Below are 25555 nucleotides of genomic sequence, written 5' to 3'. Positions count from 1 at the left end.
GCGCGTTCACGCGGCCGGAAGGGCATCAACCAGCCCCACATCAACCGGTCGCCACATCGGCCGGCTGCCACCTCGACCCGCCGCCGCCTCGACCGGCCCCCACATCAACCGGCCGCCGCCAGCTCTTCCAACTCGTGCACGTAACCGTCCAGGACGCTGAAGGCCTTCTCGATGGGCGCCGGGGTAGTCATGTCTACTCCCGTGGCGCGGAACAAGTCGAGCGGCTTGACGGCCGAGCCTGCCTTGAGGAAGGCGAGGTAGCGCTCGGCCGGCCCGCGATCGCCGGCCTCGTAGCCGGCGCGGACCTCGCTGGCGAGCGCCGCCGCTGCGGCTATGCCCACCGAGTACTGGAACGTGTAGAAGGGCATGTAGAGGTGCCCGAACTGGGCCCACGTGATGCCGGTGCGCTCGTCGGCCTGGATGGCGTCGCCGTAACCCTCCTGGAAGAGGCGCTGCATCATGCCGATCAGTCGCGATGAGGTCAGCCCCTCGCCCCGCGCCACGGCCTGGTGGGCCTCCAACTCGAAGCGTACGAGGGTGGGCATGATGAAGAAGTAACGGTGGAAGTTGTAGAAGGCCTCGTCCAGCACGGCCAGGCGCTCGGCGGGGTCGGTGCGGACGCTCAGCAGGTGGCTGCGCACCAACGCTTGATTGAAGTTGGAAGCCGTTTCGGCCACCGCCATGGCGTAGTTGGCGTTGGCGGGCGGTTGCGAAGCGTCCATGAGCTTCGAGTGCATGGCGTGGCCGAGCTCGTGCGCCAGCGTGCTCATGCTCTCGAGGTCGTCCTGGTAGCTCATCATGATGTAAGGCGGACCGCCGTACCAGCGCGTGGCGAAGGCGCCGTCCCGTTTCCCGCGGTTCGGGTAGACGTCCACCCAGCGCTCCTCGAGCAGGCCCTTGCGCAGCGGTGCCGTGTACTCCTCGCCGAGGGGCGCCATGCCCTGGAGCACGTTCTCGATGGCCTCGGAGTAGGGAAGGGGTGCGGGGTTCTTGGCCAGCGGCGCGAAGACGTCCCACTCCTTCAACTCGTCCACCTGCAGGAGCCGCCTACGGGCCTCCCAGTAGCGGTGCCACACGCCAAGGTTCTTCTCGAAGACGCTCAACACGTTCGTGAGCACCTCCCGCGGCACCTCGCGGGGGCGCAGTTGCTCGTCGAGCGTGTCCTCGTACCCACGCACCTCCGCCAGGAACACCGACTGCTTGATGCGCCCGACGTAGAGGTCGGTGAACGTGTCCTTGTGGGCCAGGAACGCCTGGGAGTACGAGTCGTAGCTCTTCTCTCTCAGGGTGCGGTCCGCAGCCATGCGCAGCGCCGGAAACGTGCTGCGCTCGACCTCGTACGTCTGGCCCTCGTGCATGACCGGTTCGAACGGCAGCTCGCCGTTGGCCAGGGAGTTGTATGCCCGCTCGAGCGCGCTGAACGGATCCGCCGTGCGGCCAAGCACGTCCTCCACCTCGGCGGAGCGGACGAACGGACGGCTGGCCTCGAGGCGCTCGAAGTAGCGCCCCAGGTCTGCAAGGCGCGCGTCCTGGGAGCGGAACTCGTCGAGCTTCTCGGGGCCGATGGACAATAGCTCGGGCTGCGCGAAAGCCAGTTCGGCACTGAAGCGGGCGACCAGGGCCTGGAAGCGACCCGCCACGGCTCGCGCCTCCTGGTCGTTCTGGTCGACGGCGAGAGGCATGGTGGCGTAGATCCTCAGCTTCTGGAGCTTCTGAAGCGTGGGCCAGTAGGCGGCGAAGAAGTCGCCCAGCGTGACGGCGCTATCGCCCAGGCGGCCCCTGAACGAAACCAGCCGCGCCAGGTCGTCGTTCGCAGAAGCTAGGTCGGTATCGAAGGCTTCCCGAGTGGCGTAAGTGGCTTCTAGGTTCCAAGTGAAGGCGGGGTCGGCTTCGTTCCTGCTGGGGAGAGGTTTGGCCATGGGGCGAGTGTAAAACCTGAACCGCGACGGGGGCGCCGGCCGCCACGTACCCGCGCGTGTACCTCGGTCGCCCATGGGCCTCGGCGGCACACGTACATGGCGGCGCACGTTCTTGGGCACCCACGTGTCCGGCCGCACCGCGCCACCTGAGCGGCCGGATCGCGACGGGAAAGAGAAGTGGGCGCAGAAGGTCTCTGCGCCCATGTGATCCGGGTTTGCCGACCGTGGATCAGCTGACGGCGAACTCCTCGATCATCCCTTCCATGAAGTGCGGCAGGTGCGGAGGGGTGAGGTCTTGGATGAAGCAGACCGCCACCCAATCACCCTTGCTCAGGTCGAGCGGGATGTAGACGGTCTGGCCTGGGGAGACCGCTTCGACGTCGACCACGGCGCTCGGGTCGAACGGTGGCGGCCCGCCTGCGGAATCGGGCGAGAGGAAAGCCTTGAGGTCGTCCACGGACTTGCCGGGCAGCAGCTTGTAGATGGTGGACAGGTGAACCTGACTACCGGCGTTCGTGATCTTCCACAGGTTGTCGCCCGCCGGCACCTTGGCGGGGAAGTCGAAGCTGAAGTCCTTGAAGTCAACGGCGTTGGTGGTGCTGGGCGCTGCCGCTGCTGCCTTGCCGTTGTCGCTGACCGTGAAGGCCAGGTAACTGGTCTTCCCGCTGGCGGCGCCGTTCGGACCAACGGCCGAGGCCGCCACCACGTAGGTACCGGCCTGGAGGTCGGCGTACATGTCGATCTCGCCGTTGGGAGCGACTATCGTGCCGCCCAAGGCTTCAACCGACTTCATGAGGTCGGGGATCACCTTGGCCTCGTCGCCGTGGCTAGCGATCGCGGCCAGCAGGGAGTCGTTGAGGCTCTCGTAGCCGGCAACGTCGGTGCCGTCCTTCAGGTAGGCCAGGGTGAACGTCGCCGGGGCAGCGGTGCCGTTGACCAACCCCAACGAGTGATAGCCGAGCCCTGCGAACGTGTCGGTGCCCGTCAGGGCGCCCGAGGCGTAATTGAACGACAGGTCCGCCGCGGCATGCGCCTGCGTGGCCCCCAACAGGAGGGGCAGTGCAAGTAGCAACGCGGCCAGGACGCCGCGCGGTGCGCTGAAGCCGTCCGAATTGGTTACTGCCAGTGAATGTGAACGCATCATGGATGCCTCCTTCACGCGGGCATGATGCGCTCCTGAAAACGCAGGTTCCGTGACGCGTGATGCTGCACGCGGCCACGCGGTGAGCCCTTGCCGCCGGGCTACGCTGCTGAGGTGAGGGTACTGGTGACGGGCGCCAACGGTTTCGTGGGCGGCTACGTCTGCCGCGCCCTCGTTGGCGCGGGTTGCCAGGTCACGGGGCTGAGCCGTAAGAGTGACGCCAGGCTGCCGACCGACGTTACGGCGCTCACAGGTGACGTAACCAGCGGCGACGGGCTGGGGCGCGCCATGACCGGGATCGACGCCGTGGTGCACCTCGTCGGCATCATCCAGGAGCGCGGCTCGCAGACGTTCGAACGCGTCCACGTCGAGGGCACTCGCAACGTCATCGAGGCGGCCACCGCCGCCGGCGTCTCGCGGCTGGTGCACATGAGCGCCCTTGGCGCCGGCCTCGACTCGGGCAGCGGCTACCAGCGGACCAAGGCCCGCGCCGAAGAGCTGGTGCGCGTGTCGGGTCTGGCTTGGACCATCATGCGCCCGAGCCTCATCTTCGGCGTGGGGGACGACTTCTTCGGCGGCACGCTGCGGCAACTCGTCAGGTTGCCTCCCGTCGTTCCCGTGGTGGGCACCGGCGGCTACCCCTTCAGGCCGGTGTACGCAGGCGACGTCGCCACTGCGTTCCTGCGCGCGCTGGAGCGCCATGGCGTGGCGGGGCAGACCTTCGACCTGGTGGGTCCGAAGGAGTACAGCCTGCGCGAGTTGCTGCTCCTGGTGCGTGGCGCGCTCGGTTCGAGAAAGCCCCTCGTGAACGTGCCGCTGCCGCTCATGCGGATGGGTGTGGCGCTGTTCGGTCTGCTGCCCAACCCGCCGATCACGCGCGATCAGTTCCTGATGCTATTGGCCGGCAACACCGGCGACCCGCGGCCGGCGGTGGCGGCGTTCGGGCTCGCGCTCGAACCCCTGGAAGACCATCTGGGCGAGATCCTCGAGGCCGCCTCAGCGCGCTGAACCCGGGTAGAACGGACGCCCAGTTCAGACGGGATAGCCGAAGGCGAAGCGCCCTTCCGGATCGCGGCGGTGCTTCAACTCCTGAAGCCGCGCCCAGGTGGGTTCGGGCCACGCATGTGACACGGCTTGGGGTGAGGTGGCGTCCCCTTGGAAGTTGATGAGTGTGCCGCCCGTGCTCCAGGGCTCCAATGCGGCCAGCACCGCGTTGCCGGCTGCCGTTACGGCCTCTTTCATGGGCGGCGGGCAGGCCCCGACGACCTCTAGCGAGAACGCGGCGTGGCGCCCACCGACGGCGTTCGGTACCTGCGGGGGTCGCGCAAGGGCCCCGCCCATCATGCGAACCTCGACCATGATGAGCGGCAAGTCGACACCCGGCCCGGCTGCTGCAAGTAGCGTCTCCACGGCCTCTGGCGGCAACTCGCGTAGCAGTTGCCCGCGATCCCAGCCGGGCAGGGGACCCTCCGGGTCCTGATGCACGCTTCCGATGGCCGTGTACGGGGTGCGCGCGACCAAGTCGAATAGCGGGCTCGCGGCAGCCCGCATGGGGCCGAGCAGCGCCGCGCCACTCTCGTCGTCTCCTACGAAAACGTAGCGCAGGCTGAGCGACAACCTGCCGCGCAGTGGCTCCGGGACCTCGTCCCAATCGGGCAACCGCAGGAGGGCCAGCGAAGTGCTCGCCTGTTCGGGTAGCGTGGCGGCCCACGGGCCGAAGGCGTTCAAGACGGCCTCGGCTGCGGAGCCCGGGTAGAAGATCGCCCCGCCGTAGTAGTCGGCCACTTCCATGAGCGCGAACTCCAACTCGGTGACGATCCCGACCGAGCACTTGCCGCCGCGTAAGGCCCAGAAGAGCTCCGGCTCGTGCTCGGCGTCGACTTCGATCACCGCGCCCTCCGCAGTGACCAGTCGGAGGCGCAGAACGTGATCCGCGGCGAAGCCGAAGGTGCGGCCCATGGGCCCCATGCCCCCACCCAGGGTGAGGCCGACGACGCCGACGCTCGGAGAGGAGCCGTTCAGGGGGGCCAACCCGTAAGGTGCGGCCGCCTCGATCACCTCGCGCCACATCACGCCCGCTCCAACGCGGGCGGTCCTGGCGTGCGGGTCGACTGTCAGCGACTGCATCCGGGAGGTGTTGACCAGCAGCCCGTCCGTTACCTGGACGCCACCGCCATGGCCCGTGGCTTGCACGGAGACCTTCATGCCGGCTGCACCCGCATGCTTGACGGCCGCGGCAACGTCATCCGTGTTCCTCGCCATCACGACCATCTGCGGTCGTTTGGTGAGGGCGAGGTTGAAACCCAGGCAAGCTCGGTCGTAGTCCTCGTTGGTTGGCAGCAGCGCTCGCGCCGGCAAGGGAGCGGGTGCTACGTGGACCTTTGGATCTTCCGGGATACTCATGACGCCGCCGATGATATTGCGTCCACCCGTCCCGCTCGAATCGGCCGTCACGGCTTGCGCGAACCGAGACCGGGCGCAGAGCGAACCGAGAGGGGGCGGAGGGCGTGGCGTTGCGGGTGGGCTCCACGTAGGCCATGGGGCCAACGCTCAACACGAACCAGCGGCAACTGGAGCGGGGGATTACCATTAGGCATCGCGGCTGGGCCCGGCCTTCGCGTCGTCCGGCAAACGCGCCTAGGAAGGGTGAAGACGAATGACAGACAAGCCCCTGTTCCCCGAAGCGACCCGTGAGTTACGGAACCAACGGAACGAGTTGGCACCCGAGATCGGCGAGGCCTGGACCAAGTTCAGCAGGACGGTGTTCGCGCCGGGCGCGCTCGACGCCAAGACGAAACAACTACTGGCCGTGGCCGTGGCTCACGTGACGCAGTGCCCCTACTGCATAAGGAGCCACACGAGGGGGGCCCTCAAGGCGGGCGCGACCCGCGAAGAGGTCATGGAGGCCATCTGGGTGGCCGCCGAGATGCGCGCCGGTGGCGCGTACGCGCACTCGAACCTGGCGCTGGACGTGATGAACGAGCTGGCTGCCGAGCAGGCTTGAGCACGGGGTCCCCAGTCCCCAGTCCCCAATCCCCAGCCCCCAAGATGACAAGCCGTAACTAGAGGAGGATGCAGGTGGCGTGGTTCGTTCTCGTTGCTTCAGGCGTGTTCGAGGCGGTGTGGGCGGTCGCGCTGGGCAAGTCGGGCGGGTTCAGCAAGCTCGCGCCGTCGCTGGTGTTCGCCGTCGCCCTGATCATCAGCATGAGCGGCTTGGCGTACGCCATGAAGACCCTCCCGACGGGCACCTCCTACGCCGTCTGGGTCGCCGTCGGCGCCACGCTGGCCGTGATGTACGGGATGATCACCGGCACCGAGCCCGTCTCCACCATGAGGGTCGTGCTACTGCTCGGAGTGATCGGGTGCGTCGTCGGGCTGAAACTCGTCAGCTGACGGCAGGGTCCGCCAACACTAGGTGGCGATCACGACCTCGCGCCTGAACCGCTCCCGCGCGAGCAGGATGACGCCGAAGACGAGGGCCACTATGTTCACGATAGTGGCCGGGTAGAGCAGCACCAGCCCGACGACGGCGAACAGGAAGCGGTCGAGGCGCGGCAGGCGCACGTACACGAATCCGGCTCCCGCGGCCGCCACCAATACGGTGCCGGCCAGGGCGAACACGAAGCGCGGCACGATGAGCAGCAGCGCATTGACGAGCGTGGTGCCTTCGATGACGGGGATTATCAACAGCGCGGTGCCGGAGAACGACAGCAGGAACGTGAAGCCGATCAGGTACTTGGGTAGGGCCACCATGGCGGAGTACAGGCCCGTGCGGATGGGATCGGTCTTGAAGACGGACGCCGAGGCGAACGCCGACAGCGCCACGGGCGGCGTGACGTCGGCCAGGACCGCGTAATAGAACAGGAACATCTGGGTTGACAGCAGCGCCGCGTGCGGGGGCACGCCGTTGGCCATCGCCAGCTTCTGGATGGCGGGCGCGACCAGCGCCGAGGTCAGCACGTAGGTTGCGATCGGCGGCACGCCCATCCCCAGGATGAGGCTGAACAGCGCACCCAGGATGGTCCCTATGATCAGCGACTGCCCCGAAACCGCCAGCAACAGCTCGGAAACCTTCGAAGCCAGGCCCGTCATGACCATCATGGTCATGATCATGTTGGCGGCCACCACGGCGACGCCGATGGGGATGAGGTGCTCGAAGCCGTCGGCCAACCCCTTGAGGAGCTTCACGACCGGGGGGCGGATCTTGGGATCGACGTACGCCAGCAGGATGAACGTGAAGATGGCGAGGCTGACGGCGAGGCTCACGGTGTAACCACGGAAGATGAGCACGAGGATGAGCAGCACGGGGGCGAACACGTAAGAGAAACGCAGGAGGTAACGGCGGTCGACGCCGGCCGCCGGCTCCACTGCCTCGAGCTTCTCCCGGCGGACGTAGAACTCGTTGAAGGCCCAGACCGCGACGAGCATCAGGATCATCGGGCCGATGGCCATGACGATGATCTGCGTGTAGGGAATGCCGAGCAGCTCGACCATCACGAACGCGATGGAGCCGAGGACCGGCGGCGTGATGTAAGCGATGGTGCCCACGGTCGCCGCGAGGCCGGCCGCTACCAGTTGGCGGTAACCCGCGCGCCGGAACAGCGGCTCGTTGAGCGTCGCGACGAAGAGCGTGTCTGCCGCGCCGGAGCCGGAGAACCAACCCATCATCACGGCCATGACGGAGGTAGCCCGGCCCGGCGCCGCGGGACTCTTGCCCACCAGGCGGAAGGCGATGTTGGCGATGACCTCGCCGTAGCCCATCGCCGCCAGCACGGCACCCAGGACCGTGAAGTACACGAGGTACTTGAGCGAAACGCCGGTGATGATCCCGAACAGGCCGGCCTCGGTCTCCGCGTAGAGCTTGCCGAGCAGCATGTCGAGTGGGAACCCCGGGCTCTGCAGGATGCCGGGGATCTGGTAGCCGTAGAGGTTGTAGAGCAAGAAGACGATGACCAGCCCGGGCAGCACCGGCCCCAACCAGCGATATGCGAGGCCCAGCAGCAGGAAGATCAGCCCGAAGGACATGACGAGGTCCCAGGGCTCCGCCACCATGGCGCGGTTCACCAGTTCGTTGAACTGCAGCAGCAGGTAGAGGTACGGAGCAACGCTGAGAAGTGACGCCAGCAGGTCGGGGACCGGCGCCGCGCGCGGCAACACCGCTGGCAGCACGGCGGCGACCCAGAACACCGTTCCGGCGAGTTTGGCCATGAGCGGCAGGTCGAGCCCCCAGAAGGCCCAGAGGGGGACCGCGCTGAGCACGAGGAACACCCAGCCGCCCGCGCTCGCCTTCTCGACCGGCTTGCGCGCTGCCAGCAACAAGAAGCCGCACAGGGCGAGGAGGAACACGTGAGTCGCGCGCTGTACCTGCGTCAGGTCGAAGATGGCGATGTGCGCGCCCGACCATGGCGTGAAGGGGTTGATGACCAGGTACAGGTGATAGAGGGTGGCCAGCAGGAGGAGAGCGAAAGTGACGCGCTTCAGAAGGGTGGCCACAACAGCGTTATCTCCAGGCAACTGTCCGCTAGCGCGTAGCGGTGGGAGGCGATGGCGACATCGATGCCGACGATGGAGCAGTACCTGAGTTGCCGCGTGCGGTTGCCCAGCAAACGCTGGTTGAGGTCGTAGGTGCCGCTGGTGTAGTAGTTCTCGGTCTTCTCGTCGGTCAGCATCCGCTGCCGGTCCATGCCCGTCAAGAGTCCGAACTCGATGACGACCGGTGCGCCCGTCACCGAGTTCGTGAACGTCACGTTGCCGTGCTGCCAGGCCCAGAGCCACAGGCGCTCATCGATCCCGTCGCCTTCGACGTGCACCGGCCGCGACAGTGCCACCGCCAAGAACGCCGCGGCCAGGAGCGTGAACCCCAGGACGCGGCGTGATTTCTTACCCGACCGGAAAGCAGGGTCTGCCTTGACGGGTCCGGCCGATGTTGGTTCATCAGGTAATCGACCGGACTGGGCCGACGACATGGGTTACTGCGTGGCTCCCACTTCCTTGAAGTACTTTATTGCTCCCGGGTGGAACGGGATGGTGGTCTCGCCGATGAACTTGGCCGTGTTCTCGACCGAGGTGTCGACGGCCGGCTTCACGGCCGCCTGCAGATCACTCAAGTGCTCGAACACGGTCTTCGTGATCGTGTAGGCCACGTCGTCCGGCATGGAGGCCGGGCACGCCATCAGGTTCCAGAACGCCAGCGTCGTGATGTCCGCGGGGCTTCCGTACACGTCGGCGGGGATGGTGCGAACGTCGCCCAGGCCGGGGAACCGTTCCTGGAAGGTCTTCACCGCGTCACTATCGGGCGCCAACTGTACCAGCGCTATCTGCTTGCCGTTGCGCGCGAGGGTGGACGCCAGCTCGCTGATGGAGCCGGTGGGAATACCGCCAGACCAGAAGTAGGCATCGAGCGTGCCGTTCGCCAGGCCGTCGGCCGATTCCGCGGCGCCCAGGCGCGCCCACTTGGCGAAGCCGTCCGTCTTGACCCCGGCGGCGTCGAGCACCAGCAGCGAGGTGTACTCGGTGCCGGAGCTGGGCGCACCCGTCGACACGCGTTTGCCGGCCAGGTCGGTGATGCTCTTGATGCCCGAGCCTGCCGTCGTGACGATCTGCAGGTAGTTCGGGTAGGTCATCCAGAGGATGCGCGAGGGAGCGGGGTTGTCCTTGAACTTCTCGTGGGTGCCGTTGTACGCCACCAGGGCAGAGTCGGGCAGGGTGAGTTCGCAGTAGTAGATGTTGCGGTCCGGGTTCGTCTTGTCCCGCAACAGGAGGTTGTTGTCGATGGAGGCCGCCGTTTGGATGGCGGTGGCGCTGATGTCGGTGTTGGTGCTGAGTATCTGCGCGACCTGCGTGCCGTAGAAGAAGTAGACGCCGCCGGTTCCGCCGGTACCGATGACGACTTGGGTCCGTTGCGCCGACGCAACGCCGAACGCCAACCCTGCCACGATAGCTATGGTCAGCCACGAGCGCTTCATGTAGTGCCTCCCTTGCGTACGAGTCTTTTCGTGCCGAGTTTAGCGCACGGATGACATGTCGTTAGGGCAGACGTACCGGAAGTGAGGCTTCTAGGCAGCCAGGATTCTAGACGGCCAAGGCCGTCTTCCTCACCGGGCCTTCGTGAACGTGACGTTGGTGACGGGCACGAGGCCGCCGATCGAGACCGTCCCCACGAGCTTGTTGCCCACGAAGTACCCCTCGAACGTCAGGGCGTTCGAACTGCTCTGGAGGTCCAAGTGGTCGTCGAACCCGAGGCGGCCCTGGAGGTCGACCAGGCTGCCGGTCTGCAGGCGGATGATCCCCGTGTCGTACTGGAGCCTGGCCTGGGCCGTAACGTCGTGCAGACGCTGGCTGAAGGTAAGCGTGAGGTCTACTGGCAAGCGGATGGCCGCCACGTTGGCGGGTCGCACCTCGACCTCGAAGCGCGCGGACCAGGTCTGACCGTCCACGTTCCGCAGGCCCGGAACGGTGACGGGAAGACAGGCGGAGAGGGTAATGACGAGTAGGGTCACCACGAGCGCGAGAGAGCGTGGGTTTCTTCGCATGGGAGGTACTTCCTTCCGAAGGCGAGAACACGCGGGCGTATGCGGCCAACGCCGGAGCAGGCTTCGCCTCACTACCGGCCATCATAGTCGGCCCGGTCTCGAGGGGATAACGTAGCACTGCCTGCTGACGAGGCGATTGGACGGGAGGGGTGATGCGTGCCCAAATCGCGAAGTAGGCCCCACCCCCTCGAAGACGGGGAGCCCCTGACCGTCAACCCGGTCTCGGTCGAGCGCGGCCGTTTCGCCTTCTCGGTCTGGGACCTGCTGGCGGCGGTCTTGTTGCTGGGCGTCGTCGCACTGCTCGCCGCGGGCAGCCAGGGGGTCTTCGGCAGCCTCAAGGAGCTGGCCGCAGCGCCCATCTCGCTGGACCCGCGCCACCTGCCCGGCTACGCGGCGCGAACCACCTTGCGCATGCTGGTGGCACTCGTCCTCTCGCTGCTCTTCACCTTCGGTTACGCCACCCTTGCCGCCAAGAGCAGGCGGGCCGAGCAGGTCCTGATGCCGCTGCTCGACATCCTGCAGTCCGTGCCCATCCTGGGGTTCGTGTCGGTCACGGTGATCTGGTTCCTGGCGCTGGCCCCCGGCAAGGTGCTGGGGGCGGAGCTGGTGGCCATCTTCGCCATCTTCACCTCGCAGGTCTGGAACATGACCTACAGCCTCTACGGCTCGCTGCGCACGGTGCCGCGTGAGCTGATCGAGGTTGCCGACTCCTTCCGCATGAGCCGCTGGATGCGCTTCTGGCGTCTCGAGGTGCCGTTCGCCGTACCGCCGCTCGTGTGGAACACCATGATGTCTATGTCGGGTGGCTGGTTCTTCGTGGTCGCGTCGGAGGCCATCCTCGTGGGTGACACCGAGGTCGCGCTTCCGGGGATCGGTTCATACATCGAGATGGCGTTGAAGCGCAGCGACCTGACCGCGGTCCTCTGGGCCATCGTGACGATGCTGATCGTCATCGTTCTCTACGATCAGCTGCTGTTCCGCCCCCTGGTGGCCTGGTCCGACCGCTTCAGGTTCGACAGGCAGTCGGCGTCGGCTGCCAAGCCGCGCTCGTGGATGCTGGACCTGCTGGGCCGCTCAGCTGCTGTGAACGCCGTCGCAGGTCGCTTGGGCGCGCTCATGCGCCGCAGCTTCGGCCCGAGGCGCGGGGCGCCTCCGCGCCTGGCGCCGCCGCCCCGGCCGACGGACCGGAAGAGGCTGCGGTCGAGGCGCGTCCTGGTTGACGTGGTCTGGTACGCGCTACTGGTCGGCCTGACCGGCGTGGTCGGCTATTACCTCTACCAATACGTCGGCAGCGCGCTCTCCCTGGGAGAGGGGCTAAACACGCTGAAGCTCGGCTTCTACACGCTCATCCGCGTGTTCTCGCTGACCGCCTTGGCGAGCGTGATCTGGGTGCCGGTCGGGGTGATGATCGGCCTCGACGCGCGCCTCACCGAACGGGTGCAGCCGGTCGTGCAGTTCCTGGCAGCCTTCCCCGCCAACCTGCTGTTCCCGTTGGCCGTCTGGGTCATCGTCCGGTACGGCCTGAACACCGAGATCTGGCTCAGTCCGCTGATGATCCTGGGGGCTCAGTGGTACATCCTCTTCAACGTCATAGCGGGTGCCTCGGCCATCCCCAACGACCTGCGTGACGTGGGCGCGAACCTGAGGGTGCGTGGCTGGCTCTGGTGGCGGCGCATCGCCCTGCCCGCCGTCTTCCCCTCCTTCATCACCGGCGCCATCACCGCCTCGGGTGGCGCCTGGAACGCCAGCATCGTGGCCGAGGTCATCGTCTGGGGCGACGAGAAGCTCGAGGCTACCGGCCTCGGCGCCTACATCGTGAACGCCACCGAGGCCGGCGACTACCCGCGCATCATCCTCGGAGTGGCGATCATGAGCCTCTACGTGGTCTTACTCAACCGGGCGTTCTGGCGCCCCCTCTACGAGCGAGCGGCGCGGCGCTACCGTGTCGGCTGAGCGCGCCGGCGGGGTAGCTTGGGGCGTGGCTACCGAGGCGCCATTGCTCGAACTCGTCGGGATACACCGCAGCTTCGTGCGCCCTGACGGGAGCGACCTGCTGGTGCTCGACGGCATCGACTTCACGCTGCGAGAGGGCGAGATCGTCGGCATGCTGGGCCGCTCGGGTTCGGGCAAGTCGACGCTGCTGCGGATCATCGCGGGCCTGCTGCCACCGTCGGCAGGCAAGGTCGTCTACCAAGGCAAGCCCATCGCGGGGCCCCCCGAGGGCGTGGCGATGGTCTTCCAGAGTTTCGGGCTCTTCCCGTGGCTGACGGTGTTGGAGAACGTGCAGTTGGGGTTGGAAGCGCTTGGGCTGCCGGCCGCGGAGCAGCGCACCAGGGCGGTAGACGCCATCGACCTCATCGGCCTAGACGGCTTCGAGCAGGCGTACCCGCGCGAACTCTCCGGCGGCATGCAGCAGCGCGTCGGCCTGGCGCGTGCCCTGGTGGTCCATCCCAACATCCTGCTGATGGACGAGCCTTTCTCGGCCCTCGACGTCCTCACCGCCGAGACGCTGAGGAGCGACCTCCTCGACCTCTGGCAGGGCGGCAGGCTCCCGATAAAGGCCATGGTGCTCGTGACCCACAGCATCGAGGAAGCGGTGCTCATGTGCGACCGGGTGCTCGTCTTCTCGACCAAGCCCGGCCGCGTGACGGCCGACGTGGCCATCACCCTGCCGCACCCGCGCGAGCGTGAGGCGTCCGAGTTCCGGCTCCTCGTCGACCACCTCTACACCGAGCTGACCGACGCGGTGGCGGGTGAACGTCGCGTCCGCCCACCGCAACCGTTGGCGGCGGAGACGTCACTGCACTACGTGGCGCCCGGACTCCTCGTCGGGCTCGTCGAGACGTTGGCGGACGAGCCATACCGCGGTAGCGCGGACCTGCCGGACCTGGCCGACGAGCTCCGGCTGGACGTCGGCGACCTCTTCCCGGTCGCCGAGACTCTGCAGCACCTCCACATGGCCCAGCTCAGCGGCGGCGACCTCAGGCTCACCGCCCAGGGTGCCAGCTTCGCCGTCGCCGATGGCGATGGCCGCAAGAAGCTCTTCGGCGAGATGTTGCTCGAGCACGTCGGCCTCATCGGCCACATCGTCGAGGCCATCCGGGAACGCCCTGACCACCTGCTCCCGATCGAACGGGTGGAGGAGATGCTGAGCGAGACCCTCGACCCGGAGAGTGCCGGCGAGACGTTGCACACTGCCGTCACCTGGGGCCGTTACGCGGAGCTCTTCAGCTACGACGACCGCCGCCGGCAGCTCGGGTTCGAGGACGTCTGAGGCGCGTCGAGCCCGCTGCGGTGGCGCCGGCGGTGCGACGGGCGCCGAAGCCGGGTTGAGGAGCACGCAGGTTGAGGAGCGCGCCCGCTCCTCAGCCGAAGCTGTCTTGTATCTCGGTTGCCGCCAGCCAGCTGGGCAGCGATAGGAAGCCCTCCAGCGCCAGGGCGACGCCACCCATGGTGACGGCGTCGAGGCCGAGCGGCGACACTGTCAGTTCGCAGCCGGAGGCCGTAGCCTCGAGGGCGTTCTCCTGCAGGCGACCACGGGCCGCTGCGAGCAGCGGTTCACCCACCGTCGTCAGGTTCCCGCCAAGCACGATGCGCTCGGGGTCCAGCAGGTTCACGACGCCCGCCAAGACGTCGCCGAGGTACTCCCCGGCGCGCGTCAGCACGGCGGCCGCGGCCGGCTCGCCGGCGTCGGCGCGCGCTCGCAACGCACCCAGGTCGTCGACTCGAACGCCGGCTTCTACCGCCTGCGCCAACAGGTTCGGTTCCGACAAGTACGCCTCCAGGCACCCCTTGGCGCCGCAGCCGCAAGGCCGCCCGCCCGGCACCACCTTGATGTGCCCGATCTCCCCGGCGAAGCCGTGGAGGCCGCGGTAGAGCCTCCCGCCCAGATACAGCGCCCCGCCGACGCCGGAGTGGCCGGCAACGAAAACGAAGTCGGATACACGCTGGCACGAGCCGAACAGCTTCTCCGCGAGCGCGGCCGCGTTGGTGTCGTTGTCTACCTGGACGGGGGCCGCGAAGCGGCCGTCGAGGAACCCCTTGACCTGCACCTCCCGCCACCCGAAGTTGGGGGCGAGGCGCAACGTGCCGTCCAGTTGCATGAGGGCCGGGACCCCCACGCCGATGCCGCGTACCGCGCTTTCATCGACTCCGGCCTCGGCAAGTAGCCGCGCGGCGCCTTCCACCAACAGGTTGGCGGCGCGCTCCGGGTCCGTGCTGGACGGCAACTGCAGGGTGGCGCGCTTGCGGCCAACGAGGCTGGTGGCGATCAGCCGTATGCTGCCCGGCTCGAGCCGGGCGCCCAGCAACACGCCGGCGTCCTCGGCCACGCTCAGGGCCACCTCCGGCCTGCCGACGCGACCCGCGGTGCGGCGCGACCCCCTGACCACCAACCCTTCGCCCTCGAGTTGCGCCACGACCGCCGACACCGTCGCCCGATCGAGCGAGGTGATACCCGATAGCTCACGTTGCGAGGCCCCCGGGTGCAGTCGCAGCGCGTGGAACACCCGTGCGACGTTGAGCTGCCTGATGAGGGCGGGATTGGCCGACACCCGCTTTCGCGAACCCGCGTCTTTGGGCTGCACGGCGACTCCTTCTTCGTGGGCCCGTCACCACTTCGGCGAGGCGGCCTGAGCCCAAGCGCTGAAGGCCGTAACCGGCTTGACGGAGCCCTACACCCGGACTATAGTTACAATTAGTTCGAGTGTCAACTTATTTCGTTGACCACCGCCACTCCACCTCCCCGCCGGCCGTGCCGGCGCCCCGTCAAGGGGTTCGACGCTCAAGAACTCGACACCGAGAAGCCGCGCGCTGCGTCGCCCGCCGACAGAGAGGCCCTGGAAGATGCCGGACTCCCCGCTACTCACCGCCACCGCCCTGAGCCATGCGTTCGGTCCGGTGGAGGTACTGCACGGGGTCGACATCGACTTCCAGCCCGGTGAGGTCCACGCCCTGGTGGGCGAGAACGGCGCCGGCAAGTCGACGCTCATGAAGTGCCTCAGCGGCTACCTTCAACCGACTTCCGGCGACATCCGGTTACAGGGCCAGGAGGTGCGCTTCCGCGGCAGCGGAGAGGCCGAAGCCCTCGGGCTGGTACTGATCCACCAGGAGTTCAACCTCGCAGGCGACCTGACCGTCGAGGAGAACGTCTTCCTCGGACGCGAACTCACGCGCGGCCCGTTCCTGGACAAGGCCGCCATGCGCGCTCGCACCGCGGAGCTCCTGACACAACTGGAGACGACCGTCGACCCCAGAACCCGCGTGGACGATCTTTCCGTGTCGGATAAGCAGATGGTCGAGATCGCCAAGGCCGTTTCACGCGAGGTGCGCGTGCTCTTCATGGACGAACCGACCGACGTGCTCACGGGGGCCGAGACCGAGGTGCTGTTCGGCCTCATCCGCCGCCTAGCGGCCGAGGGGGTCGCGGTGGTTTACGTGTCCCACAAGCTCGACGAGGTCATGGCGATCGCCGATCGCGTGACCATCCTGCGCGACGGCAACCACATCGCGACCAAGGCCATCGGCGACACTTCCGAGCACGACATGGCGCGCCTGATGGTCGGGCGCGACCTTGCCGACATGTACCCCGAGAAGCAGGTCCGCCTCGACGCCCCAGTAATGCTCGAGGTTCGCGACTTCCATGTTCCCGGCGCGGTGACGTCGGCGTCCTTCGACCTTCACGCGGGCGAGGTGCTGGCGTTCTCCGGCCTGGTCGGGGCCGGGCGCACCGAGTTGTTCGAGGGACTCCTGGGACTGCGACCTGGCCAAGGGAGCGTGCGCGTTCGGGGCGAGGCCGTCCACCTGCACAACCCGGAGGCCGCGAAGCGCGCGGGCATCGCCTACCTCACCGAAGATCGCAAGGGCAAGGGCTTGATGAGCGACATGCGCCTAAGGCCCAACCTGACGTTGCAGGCACTCGAGCGCTTCGCCCGCCCGTTCTTGGACGAGAGGGCAGAGCGCGGTGCCCTGGAGCAGGCGCAGCGCGAGTTCGACATCCGCGCCGCGCACCTCGACGTGCTCGCCGGGACCCTCTCCGGTGGGAACCAGCAGAAGCTGGTGCTCGCCAAGATCATGCTCACCCAACCCGACATCGTGATCCTCGACGAGCCCACCCGTGGCATCGACGTAGGCACCAAGCGCGAGATCTACTTCTACATCGCCGAACTCGCGCGCTTGGGTAAGGCCGTCGTGGTGATCTCGTCGGAGATGAGCGAGGTGATCGGGCTGGCGCACCGCGTCGTCGTGATGCGCTCCGGCCGCATCACGGGCGTCTTGAGCGAGACGCGGATCACGGAGGAGGAGATCGTGCAGTTCGCCACCGGGCTCAAGGACGAAGGGAGCGGGTATGGACACCCCCGCCACGACGCGGTCGCCTAACGCCGCGGTGCGCCTCCTACGGCGCATCGACTGGCAGACGTTCACGCCACTGCTCGGCCTGGCCGCGTTGTTCGTGCTGGGCGCTCTGATCAACCCGGTGTTCCTATCGTCCAACAACCTGCTCAACGTGCTCACGCGCTCGTCGTTCATCGGCATCATCGCCGTGGGCGCGACGTTCGTGATCATCGCCGGCGGCATCGACCTGTCGGTCGGCTCCATGGCGGCGTTCATCGCCGGCGCCATGATCCTCGCGATGAACCGCCTGAACGATTCCATAAGCTCCAACGTCACGGTCATCCTGCTTGGCGTCGCCCTGGCACTGGCCCTGGGGCTGGTGGCGGGCTTCCTCAACGGGTTCACCATCACCAAGGGGCGGATAGAGCCGTTCATCGTCACTCTGGGCACGCTCGGCATCTACCGCGCGCTCGTGACCTACCTGGCCAACGGCGGCACGATCTCGTTGGAGCTGGGCCTGCGCGGCACGTACCGGCCGGCGTTCTACGGCAACGTGCTCGGCGTCCCGTGGCCCGTAATCATCTTCGCGCTGGTGGCCATCGCCGGCAGCGTCCTGCTCCACCGCACCCGCTTCGGTCGCTACGTTCAGGCCATCGGCTCCAACCCCGACGTCGCCCGCTACTCGGCCATCCGCGTCAACCGCGTCAAGACCCTCACCTACGTGATCGCGGGCGTGTGCGTGGCCATCGCCGTCGTCATCTACGTTCCGAGGCTCGGCTCGGCTTCCGGGTCCACCGGCTTGCTGTGGGAACTCGAGGCCATCGCCGCCGTGATCATCGGTGGCACCGCCCTCAAGGGCGGGTCGGGCCACGTGTGGGGCACGATCGTCGGCGCGCTGCTCCTCACGACCATCGGCAACGTACTCAACCTCACCGACGTCATCAGTCAGTACCTCAACCAGGCAGTCCAAGGCCTCATCATCATCGGCGCCGTGCTGCTCCAGCGTGGCCGCCGTGGTTGAAAGAAGGGAGGTTCCGCGGCCCCCTCGGGCGCCCAGATACGCGCGTTCCACCAACCGCGTGCCGACAGTTCGTCACGCACCCCAACAGTAGGAGGACCGAATGTTCCGCAGAATCGCACTGCTCGTCGCCCTCGCCGCCCTAGTCGGCATCGGCTTCGCCCAAGACAAGTACGTCATCGGGGTCTCTATCCCGTCCGCTACTCACGGCTGGACCGGTGGCATCAACTACTGGGCCGCCCAGGGCGAGAAGATCCTCGAGGCCCGCTTCCCTAACCTCGACTTCATCATCACCACCGCCGGCAGCTCCGAGAAGCAGGCCAACGACCTGGAGGACCTGGTGGCGGTCAACAAGATCGACGCCCTCATCATCCTGCCGTTCGAGTCCGACCCGCTCACGGCGCCCGTTGCCCAGGTCAAGGCTCAGGGCGTGTTCATCACCGTGGTCGACCGCGGCCTGATCGAACCCGGAATCGACGACATCTACGTCGCCGGCGACAACCCCGGGATGGGCCGCGTGAGCTGCGAGTACATCGCCGAACGCTTGGGCGGTAAGGGCCAGATCGTCATCCTGCGTGGCATCCCGACGGTCATCGACGACCAGCGGTTCAACGCCTGCATGGAAGTACTCGACAAGACCGACATCAAGGTCCTCGACAACGCTTACGCCAACTGGAACCGCGACGACGGCTTCGAAGTAATGCAGGACTTCCTGGCCCGCTTCCCCAAGATCGACGCAGTCTGGGCCCAAGACGACGACATCACAGTCGGCGTCATCGAGGCGCTGCGCCAGGCCGGCCGCGAGAACGAGATGTTCGTAGTCGGCGGCGCCGGCATGAAGGAGATGATCAAGCGCGTGCTCGACGGCGACAGGCTAGTACCCGTCGACGTCCTCTACCCGCCGGCCATGATCTACACCGCGATGGAAGTCACGGCCCTGCACTTCATGTCCGACGCCCCCATGCTGGGCAACTACATCCTCGACGCCACCCTCATCACGCCCGAGAACGCGGCGCGCTACTACTTCCCCGACTCGCCGTTCTGAGCGCCTGAACCGAAGCGGCAAGGGGGCGGCACGTTGGCCGCCCCAGGCCGCACCGCACAAGCAAAAGGAAGGAGCAACAAATGGCAAGACCGGTCACCCTTTTCACCGGTCAATGGGCCGACATGCCCCTAGCCGAGCTCGCCCCCCTGGCGAAGGAGATGGGCTACGACGGCCTCGAGCTCGCCTGCTGGGGCGATCACCTCGACGTCCGCCGCGCCGTCACGGAACCCGACTACGCTCATGAGCGCCGTCAGCTGCTGGCCGACCACGGCCTCGCGCTATACGCCATCGGCAACCACCTGGTGGGCCAGGCCGTATGCGACCCGATCGACGAACGCCACAAGGCCGTGGTTCCAGAACACGTCTGGGGTGACGGGGAGCCCGAGGGGGTACGCCAACGGGCGGCCCAGGAGCTGGCGGACACCGCCCGCGCTGCGAAGGCGCTGGGCGTCGGTGTGGTCACCGGCTTCACCGGCAGCTCGATCTGGCATTCGCTGTACGCGTTCCCGCCCACGAGCCAGGAGTACTGGGAGCGCGGCTTCGAGGATTTCGGACGCCGGTTCCTCCCCATCCTCGGGGCCTTCGACGAGGCCGACGTGAACTTCGCGCTCGAGGTGCACCCCACCGAGATAGCGTTCGACATCGCCAGTGCCGAGCGCGCCCTGAAAGCCGTGGGCGGACATGCCCGCTTCGGCTTCAACTACGATCCGTCACACCTCGCCTACCAGGGGGTCGACTACGTCGGGTTCATCCGGCGCTTCTCCGCGCGCATCTTTCACGCTCACGTCAAGGACGTCTGGTGGGGGCGTGGCGACGGCACCGCCGGCGTCTTCGGCGGCCACACGTCGTTCGGCGACCCCGGCCGCTACTGGGACTTCCGCAGCGTGGGGCGCGGCGACGTCGACTTCGAGGAGATCATCGTTGCCCTCAACGACATCGGCTACGCCGGGCCGCTGTCGGTCGAGTGGGAAGACAGCCGCATGGACCGCGTGCACGGCGCCACCGAGAGCGCCGCGTTCGTCCGTGCGCTCGACTTCGAGCCGCCCGCCGGCGCGTTCGACGCGGCGTTCGGACGGGAGGACGGCGATGCGTGAGCCCAGAAGACCGCTGAAGCTCGGCATGGTCGGCGGCGGCTCGGGCGCCTTCATAGGCGCGGTGCACCGCATGGCGGCCCGCCTCGACGGCGCCTGGGAGATCACGGCCGGTGCGCTCTCGAGCACGCCGGAACGGGCGCTGGAGAGCGGCCGCGCGATCGGCCTGGCGCGCCCGTACCCGACGTGGGAGGAGATGCTCGAACGCGAACTGGCCCTGCCCGTGGGTGAGCGCATCGACGCCGTCTCCGTCGTGACGCCCAACCACCTGCACTATCCCGTGGCGAAGGCCTTCACGGAGGCCGGCTTCCACGTCTTGTGCGACAAGCCGATGGTGCTCGACTCCGAACAGGCCGCCGACCTGGTGCGGGCGGTGGAGGCCGCCGGCACCGTCTTCGCCGTCACCTACAACTACACCGGCTACCCGCTGGTGAAGGAGGCGCGCCGCCTGGTTGAAGAGGGCGCGATCGGCGAGATCCGCAAGGTGATCGTCGAGTACAACCAGGGCTGGCTCGCCACCAAGCTCGAGGACACCGGCGCCAAACAGGCGGTCTGGCGCGCCGACCCGGCGCGATCCGGGATCGGCGGGGCCATCGGCGACATCGGCAGCCACGCCGAGAACCTGGTTGCCACCGTCACGGGGCTCGAGCTGAGCGCGCTTTGCGCCGACCTGACCAGCTTCGTGCCCGGCCGGCGCCTAGACGACGACGCCAACCTGCTGCTGCGTTTCCATGGCGGCGCCAAGGGCGTGATGATCACCAGCCAGATCGAGGTGGGCGAGGAGAACGACCTGCGCATCCGCGTCTACGGCACCACCGGCGGACTCCTCTGGCGCCAGGAAGAGCCGAACAAGCTGATCCACAAGACGCTCGAGGGGCCGACGCGCATCCTGACCCGCAACGGGGGCGGCTACCTGGGCGCGGCCGCGCAGGCCAACACGCGGCTGCCCTCGGGGCACCCCGAGGCGTTCATCGAAGCGTTCGCCAACGTCTACACCAACGTCGCCGCCGCCATCGCGGCGCGCCAGGGCGCGGGCCCGGGCGGCGGAGCGTCGGCCGGCAGCCTCGGCGCCGGCTCCGCGGCGGGCGCGGTAGCCCCCGACTTCCCAACGGTGCTCGACGGCGCGCGCGGCGTGGCCTTCATCGAGGCGGCAGTCGCTTCGTCCGCGTCCACCACGAAATGGACGCCCTTCGTCGACCCCGCGGGCGGCGCTTTCGACTCTGGAGGTTGACGATGGACCTTTCACCAAGGCCCGAGCACCGGTTCAGTTTCGGACTCTGGACCGTGGGCAACGTCGGGCGCGACCCGTTCGGTGCGCCCACCCGCCTGCCACTGGACCCCGTGTACAGCGTGGGCAAGCTGGCCGCGCTGGGAGCGTGGGGCGTCAACTTCCACGACGACGACCTGGTCCCACCCGGCAGCAATGCCCACCAGCGCGACCGTATCGTGCGCGAGTTCGGCCAGGCACTGGCGGAGCATGGCATGGTCGTGCCCATGGCGACCACCAACCTATTCAGCGACCCGGTGTTCAAGGACGGCGCGTTCACCAGTGCCGACGCGCGCGTGCGCGCATACGCGCTGCAGAAGACGATGCGCGCGATGGACTTGGGCGTCGAACTGGGCGCGCGGACGTACGTGTTCTGGGGTGGTCGCGAGGGCAGCGAGGTCGACGGGGCAGGTAAGCTGCTCGACTCCCTCGCGTGGTACCGCGACGCCATCGACTTCCTGTGCGAGTACGCCGTCGACCAGGGCTACGAACTGCGCTTCGCCCTCGAGCCCAAGCCGAACGAGCCGCGGGGCGACGCCTTCTTGCCCAGCGTCGGTGCCGCCCTCGGTTTCATCGCCACGCTGGCGAAGCCGGAGATGGTGGGCGTGAACCCCGAGTTCGCTCACGAGACCATGGCGGGCCTCAACTTCCCCCACGCCCTGGCCCAGGCCATCGACGCCGGCAAGCTTTTCCACGTGGACCTGAACGACCAGAAGATGGGCCGCTTCGACCAGGACCTCCGCTTCGGCGCCGAGAGCCTCAAGACGGCGCTGTTCACGGTCATGCTGCTGGAGGAGCACTACGACGGACCACGGCACTTCGACGCGCACGCGCTGCGCACCGAGGACGAGGAGGGGGTGTGGGAGTTCGCGCGCGGCTGCATGCGCAGTTATCTGATCTTGAAACACAAGGCGGAGGCGCTGCGAGAGGACGAGGAGTTCCAGTCCCTGCTTGCCGGCTACCGCGTCGAGGACGCGGCCCTGCCGAAGCTCGCGCCCTACGAGCGCACCGCGGCCACCGCCTTGAAGGAGCGCGAGTTCGACCTTCATCAGATGCGCCGGCGCGGCCCGCAGCTCGAGCGCATCGACCAGGTCGTCTTCGATCACCTGACCGGCGCGCGCGACTAGGCCGCCACCAGGCCGCCACCAGGAGGTTCTCGATGCATGCAGCCGCGGACGACCGCACCGTCATAGGCCTCGACATCGGCACCAGCGGCGCCAAGGCGACGGCGGTGAACGGCCGCGGCGAGGTGCTGGCGGAACATGGGTCCGGTTACCCGTTACTCGTCCCCCGACCGGGCTGGACGGAGCAGTCGGCCGACGCATGGTGGGCGGCGGCGGCAGCGGTGCTGACCGAGGTCGCGAGGCGGTCGCCCCGGCCGCCTGAGGCCATAGCGCTGACCGGGCAGATGCACGGGCTGGTTCCGCTCGACGCGGATGGCGCGGTGGTGCGCAACCCCATCTTGTGGAACGACCAGCGCACCGACGACGCCGTCGCCGAGATAGAACTGGCGGTGCCGCGTAGCACACTCGTCGAGCGTGGCGGCAACCCCGCGATCACCGGCTTCCAGCTCGCCAAGCTAGTGTGGCTGAGGCGCCACGAACCGGCGGCGTTCGCGCGCACGCGCACGGTGTTGTTCCCGAAGGACTACCTCACGTTCCGACTGACGGGAGAGCGCAAGGCGGAGCCGACCGACGCTTCTGGCTCGAACGCCTTCGACCTGCGGTCCGGCCGCTGGGACGAGGGGATCCTCTCGGCGCTGGGCTTGGACGCCGGTCTGTACCCGCCGTTGATCGCGTCAGACACCGTCGTCGGGCGCGTGAGCGGTGCCGCGGCCCGTGCGACGGGCGTTCCTGCCGGCACGCCGGTGGTGGCCGGCGCGGGCGACAACGCCGCCGCGGCGACGGGCCTGGGCATCTCGCGGCATGACCTGGGCCGCGGCAGCGTGTCGCTCGGCACCTCCGGCGTGCTGCAGGCGCCGCTCGAGCGGCCGACGCCGGCGCCCGGTGGCAGGGCACACCTGTTCGCCCATGCCGATGGCGGCTTCCTGCTGATGGGCGTCACGCTCTCGGCGGCCGGAAGCCTGCGCTGGGTGCAGGAGACCCTCTTCCCAACGTTGGATGCCGCCTCGCTCGCGGAACTCGCCGCCACCAGCCCCACCGGAGCGGGAGGCGTTACCTTCCACCCCTACCTCGCCGGCGAACGCTCCCCGTACCTCGACCCCGACCTGCGGGGCGCTTGGCGTGGCCTGAGCCTGGCGACATCGTCCGCCGACCTGGTGCGAGCCGTGTTGGAGGGGGTGGCGTTCAGCCTCGCTCATGCCTTCGAGATCATGCGCCCGCTGAGCGACCTGAAGGAGCTGGTGGCCACGGGCGGCGGCAGCCGCTCCCGCCTCTGGGTGCAACTGCTGGCCGACGCCCTCCACCTCCCCGTGACACGACTGGCCGAGGAGAACGGTGCGGCCTACGGGGCGGCGCTCTTGGGGTGGCGGGGGCTGGGGGCGGACGTGCGGCCGCGCATCAGCGTTGCCGACACCCTCGAGCCGCGGCAAGTCCCGGCCCTCGTAGAGGCGTACGAGCGCTACCGCGAACGCGCGCCCGACATGCTTTAGGGGGCCGCGACCGAGCGGCCGGCGCCGGCAGTGTGCGGTTCCGACGGAACGGACCGGGGCCCATCAGTCGCCCTAATCACTCCTATCGGCCCAGTTCGTGCTTATGATGGCCCATCTTGAAACTAGCTGAAGTAATCCAGGGCGGCATGGGGGTAGCGGTCTCCAATTGGAGGCTTGCGCGGGCAGTCTCGTCTTTCGGGCAACTCGGCGTCGTCTCGGCGACCGGCATCGACACCGTCATGGTGAGGCGTTTGCAGGACGGCGACGCCGGAGGTCTGGTCCGCCGGGCACTAGCGGCGTTCCCGCTCCCGGATATCGCGAAGGCGGCCCTCGAACGGTACTTCCTCCCGGAAGGACGCAAGCCCGGTAAGCCGTACCGGCGTGCTCCCATGTTCAGCGCGGGCGGAGACAACCACGAGCAGAACGGCCTGGGGATGCTCGCGTCCTTCGTCGAGGTCTTCCTCGCCAAGGAGGGCCATAGCGGCAAGGTAGGTGTCAACCTACTCACCAAGATCCAATTGCCCAACCTGCCATCGCTGTACGGCTCCATGTTGGCGGGCGTCGACTACGTGCTTATGGGTGCGGGCATCCCCCGCGAGATCCCGGAGGCACTCGACCGCCTGTCGCTTCACGAGCCGGCCGCGGTGAGGTTGGAAGTTACCGAGTCGCCGGACCTGCCGGAGTTCCGCCGCGACGGCGAACTGCTGGTCTTCGACCCGCGCGACTACGGCGCCGAGGGCCATAGCAACCTCAAGCGACCCGCGTTCCTACCGATCGTCTCCTCGCACTCGCTCGCGAGCATGCTGCAGAAGAAGGCGACCGGTTCCATAGAAGGCTTCGTCGTGGAAGGTCCGACCGCCGGCGGCCACAACGCGCCGCCGCGGGTCAAGAACGTATTCGATGACGAAGGTCAGCCCGTCTACGGTGACCGCGACGTGGCCGACCTGGAGAAGATGCGCGATCTGGGCCTGCCGTTCTGGCTCGCTGGCGGCTTCGGCTCGCCCGAGGGGCTGGAGAAAGCACAAGCGCACGGCGCCGCGGGAGTGCAGGTGGGCACGCTGTTTGCCTACTGCCGCGAGTCCGGCATCGCCCAAGGAATCAAGCGCTCTGTGCTCGAACTCATCGCTGCCGGCAAGGCGCACGTCAAGACCGACGCGCGCGCTTCTCCCACGGGCTTCCCGTTCAAAGTGGTCGAGATTCCGGGCACTCTCTCCCAGGAGGAGGAGTATGGCGCGCGCCGGCGCGTCTGCGACCTAGGCTACCTCCGGGAGGCCTACCGCACCGACGACGGTGGGATCGGCCACCGCTGCCCCGCCGAACCCGTCGCCGATTACGTCAGGAAGGGCGGCGATGCGGCCGACACGGTGGGCCGCAAGTGCCTCTGCAACGCCCTCATGGCCGACGTCGGCCTGGCTCAGGCCCGCAAGCGCGAGACGGAGGAACTGCCGTTGGTCACGAGCGGTGACGACCTGAAGGCCATCTTGCCCTTGATGGCCGAAGACATGTCGTACGGGGCCGCCGACGTGCTCGGTTACCTGCTCGAACGTGCGGCAAGCAAGCGCACCAACAGTCTCATAGCTGTCTAGCGTCGGCCGCTC

General features: G+C 67.8%; 21 protein-coding genes. 13 read left to right on the top strand and 8 right to left on the bottom strand.

Annotated features, from left to right (window positions below; all coding sequences use genetic code 11):
* Window positions 1-104 precede the first annotated feature (104 nt).
* Together pepF and ROY82_11495 are read right to left on the bottom strand one after the other, a co-directional pair.
* Window positions 105-1919, bottom strand: a complete 1815-nt coding sequence (pepF, locus tag ROY82_11500) for an oligoendopeptidase F (GenBank protein ID MDT3683083.1) — start codon at window positions 1917-1919, stop codon at window positions 105-107.
* 229 nt (window positions 1920-2148) lie between these two features.
* The gene (locus tag ROY82_11495; GenBank protein ID MDT3683082.1) at window positions 2149-3063 is read right to left on the bottom strand and encodes a hypothetical protein; all 915 of its coding nucleotides are present in this window, start codon (window positions 3061-3063) and stop codon (window positions 2149-2151) included.
* A 111-nt stretch (window positions 3064-3174) separates the two neighbouring features.
* Here ROY82_11495 and ROY82_11490 point away from each other — a divergent pair, with 111 nt between their 5' ends.
* On the top strand, window positions 3175-4068 hold the full coding sequence (locus ROY82_11490) for a complex I NDUFA9 subunit family protein (GenBank protein ID MDT3683081.1): 894 nt from the start codon (window positions 3175-3177) through the stop codon (window positions 4066-4068).
* Window positions 4069-4092: 24 nt separating this feature from the next.
* Here the strand turns inward: ROY82_11490 and ROY82_11485 are convergent, their stop codons facing one another.
* Window positions 4093-5463, bottom strand: coding sequence for an FAD-binding oxidoreductase (locus tag ROY82_11485; GenBank protein MDT3683080.1), 1371 nt, complete (start codon window positions 5461-5463; stop codon window positions 4093-4095).
* Window positions 5464-5716: 253 nt separating this feature from the next.
* Here ROY82_11485 and ROY82_11480 point away from each other — a divergent pair, with 253 nt between their 5' ends.
* Together ROY82_11480 and ROY82_11475 are read left to right on the top strand one after the other, a co-directional pair.
* Window positions 5717-6064 carry a carboxymuconolactone decarboxylase family protein gene (locus ROY82_11480; GenBank protein MDT3683079.1) on the top strand — a complete coding sequence of 116 codons (348 nt, stop codon included), beginning with the start codon at window positions 5717-5719 and terminating at the stop codon, window positions 6062-6064.
* 74 nt (window positions 6065-6138) lie between these two features.
* Window positions 6139-6453 carry a multidrug efflux SMR transporter gene (locus ROY82_11475; GenBank protein MDT3683078.1) on the top strand — a complete coding sequence of 105 codons (315 nt, stop codon included), beginning with the start codon at window positions 6139-6141 and terminating at the stop codon, window positions 6451-6453.
* Window positions 6454-6471: 18 nt separating this feature from the next.
* On the opposite strand, the gene ROY82_11470 is transcribed toward ROY82_11475, so the two are convergent.
* From ROY82_11470 to ROY82_11455, 4 genes are all read right to left on the bottom strand, one after another.
* A complete protein-coding gene (locus ROY82_11470; GenBank protein ID MDT3683077.1) occupies window positions 6472-8553 on the bottom strand; it encodes a TRAP transporter fused permease subunit in 2082 nt (693 codons plus the stop codon).
* Window positions 8538-9026 (bottom strand): hypothetical protein, encoded by a 489-nt coding sequence (locus tag ROY82_11465; GenBank protein ID MDT3683076.1) that lies wholly within the window; start codon window positions 9024-9026, stop codon window positions 8538-8540. Before ROY82_11465 ends, ROY82_11470 begins: the two co-directional genes overlap by 16 nt.
* Window positions 9027-9029: 3 nt before the next feature.
* Window positions 9030-10025, bottom strand: a complete 996-nt coding sequence (locus tag ROY82_11460) for a TAXI family TRAP transporter solute-binding subunit (protein ID MDT3683075.1) — start codon at window positions 10023-10025, stop codon at window positions 9030-9032.
* A 129-nt stretch (window positions 10026-10154) separates the two neighbouring features.
* The gene (locus ROY82_11455; protein MDT3683074.1) at window positions 10155-10592 is read right to left on the bottom strand and encodes a hypothetical protein; all 438 of its coding nucleotides are present in this window, start codon (window positions 10590-10592) and stop codon (window positions 10155-10157) included.
* Window positions 10593-10748: 156 nt separating this feature from the next.
* On the opposite strand from ROY82_11455, the gene ROY82_11450 reads away from it, so the two are divergent.
* Window positions 10749-12545 (top strand): ABC transporter permease subunit, encoded by a 1797-nt coding sequence (locus tag ROY82_11450; GenBank protein ID MDT3683073.1) that lies wholly within the window; start codon window positions 10749-10751, stop codon window positions 12543-12545.
* Window positions 12546-12570: 25 nt separating this feature from the next.
* Window positions 12571-13866 (top strand): nitrate/sulfonate/bicarbonate ABC transporter ATP-binding protein, encoded by a 1296-nt coding sequence (locus ROY82_11445; GenBank protein MDT3683072.1) that lies wholly within the window; start codon window positions 12571-12573, stop codon window positions 13864-13866.
* Window positions 13867-13957: 91 nt separating this feature from the next.
* Here ROY82_11445 and ROY82_11440 read toward each other — a convergent pair whose 3' ends face one another.
* The gene (locus ROY82_11440; protein ID MDT3683071.1) at window positions 13958-15178 is read right to left on the bottom strand and encodes an ROK family transcriptional regulator; all 1221 of its coding nucleotides are present in this window, start codon (window positions 15176-15178) and stop codon (window positions 13958-13960) included.
* 259 nt (window positions 15179-15437) lie between these two features.
* On the opposite strand from ROY82_11440, the gene ROY82_11435 reads away from it, so the two are divergent.
* The 8 genes from ROY82_11435 (at window position 15438) to ROY82_11400 (ending at window position 25543) form a co-directional block, all read left to right on the top strand.
* Window positions 15438-16970 (top strand): sugar ABC transporter ATP-binding protein, encoded by a 1533-nt coding sequence (locus ROY82_11435; GenBank protein ID MDT3683070.1) that lies wholly within the window; start codon window positions 15438-15440, stop codon window positions 16968-16970.
* A complete protein-coding gene (locus ROY82_11430) occupies window positions 16939-17946 on the top strand; it encodes an ABC transporter permease (protein MDT3683069.1) in 1008 nt (335 codons plus the stop codon). The genes ROY82_11435 and ROY82_11430 overlap by 32 nt, the downstream gene beginning before the upstream one ends.
* A 100-nt stretch (window positions 17947-18046) precedes the next feature.
* Entirely contained in the window at window positions 18047-18988 is a 942-nt protein-coding gene (locus ROY82_11425) for a substrate-binding domain-containing protein (protein ID MDT3683068.1), read from the top strand.
* Between the two features lie 80 nt (window positions 18989-19068).
* On the top strand, window positions 19069-20082 hold the full coding sequence (locus ROY82_11420; protein MDT3683067.1) for a sugar phosphate isomerase/epimerase: 1014 nt from the start codon (window positions 19069-19071) through the stop codon (window positions 20080-20082).
* Window positions 20075-21310, top strand: coding sequence for a Gfo/Idh/MocA family oxidoreductase (locus tag ROY82_11415; GenBank protein ID MDT3683066.1), 1236 nt, complete (start codon window positions 20075-20077; stop codon window positions 21308-21310). The genes ROY82_11420 and ROY82_11415 overlap by 8 nt, the downstream gene beginning before the upstream one ends.
* Window positions 21311-21312: 2 nt before the next feature.
* Entirely contained in the window at window positions 21313-22473 is a 1161-nt protein-coding gene (gene xylA / locus ROY82_11410; GenBank protein MDT3683065.1) for a xylose isomerase, read from the top strand.
* 32 nt (window positions 22474-22505) lie between these two features.
* Complete coding sequence (gene xylB, locus ROY82_11405) at window positions 22506-23957, top strand: xylulokinase (protein ID MDT3683064.1); 1452 nt, start codon at window positions 22506-22508, stop codon at window positions 23955-23957.
* 116 nt (window positions 23958-24073) lie between these two features.
* The gene (locus ROY82_11400) at window positions 24074-25543 is read left to right on the top strand and encodes a nitronate monooxygenase (GenBank protein ID MDT3683063.1); all 1470 of its coding nucleotides are present in this window, start codon (window positions 24074-24076) and stop codon (window positions 25541-25543) included.
* The last annotated feature ends 12 nt before the right edge of the window (window positions 25544-25555 follow it).

Source organism: Truepera sp., assembly GCA_032027045.1.
Lineage (GTDB): Bacteria > Deinococcota > Deinococci > Deinococcales > Trueperaceae > JAAYYF01.
This window is presented reverse-complemented; position numbering and strand designations above follow the sequence as displayed.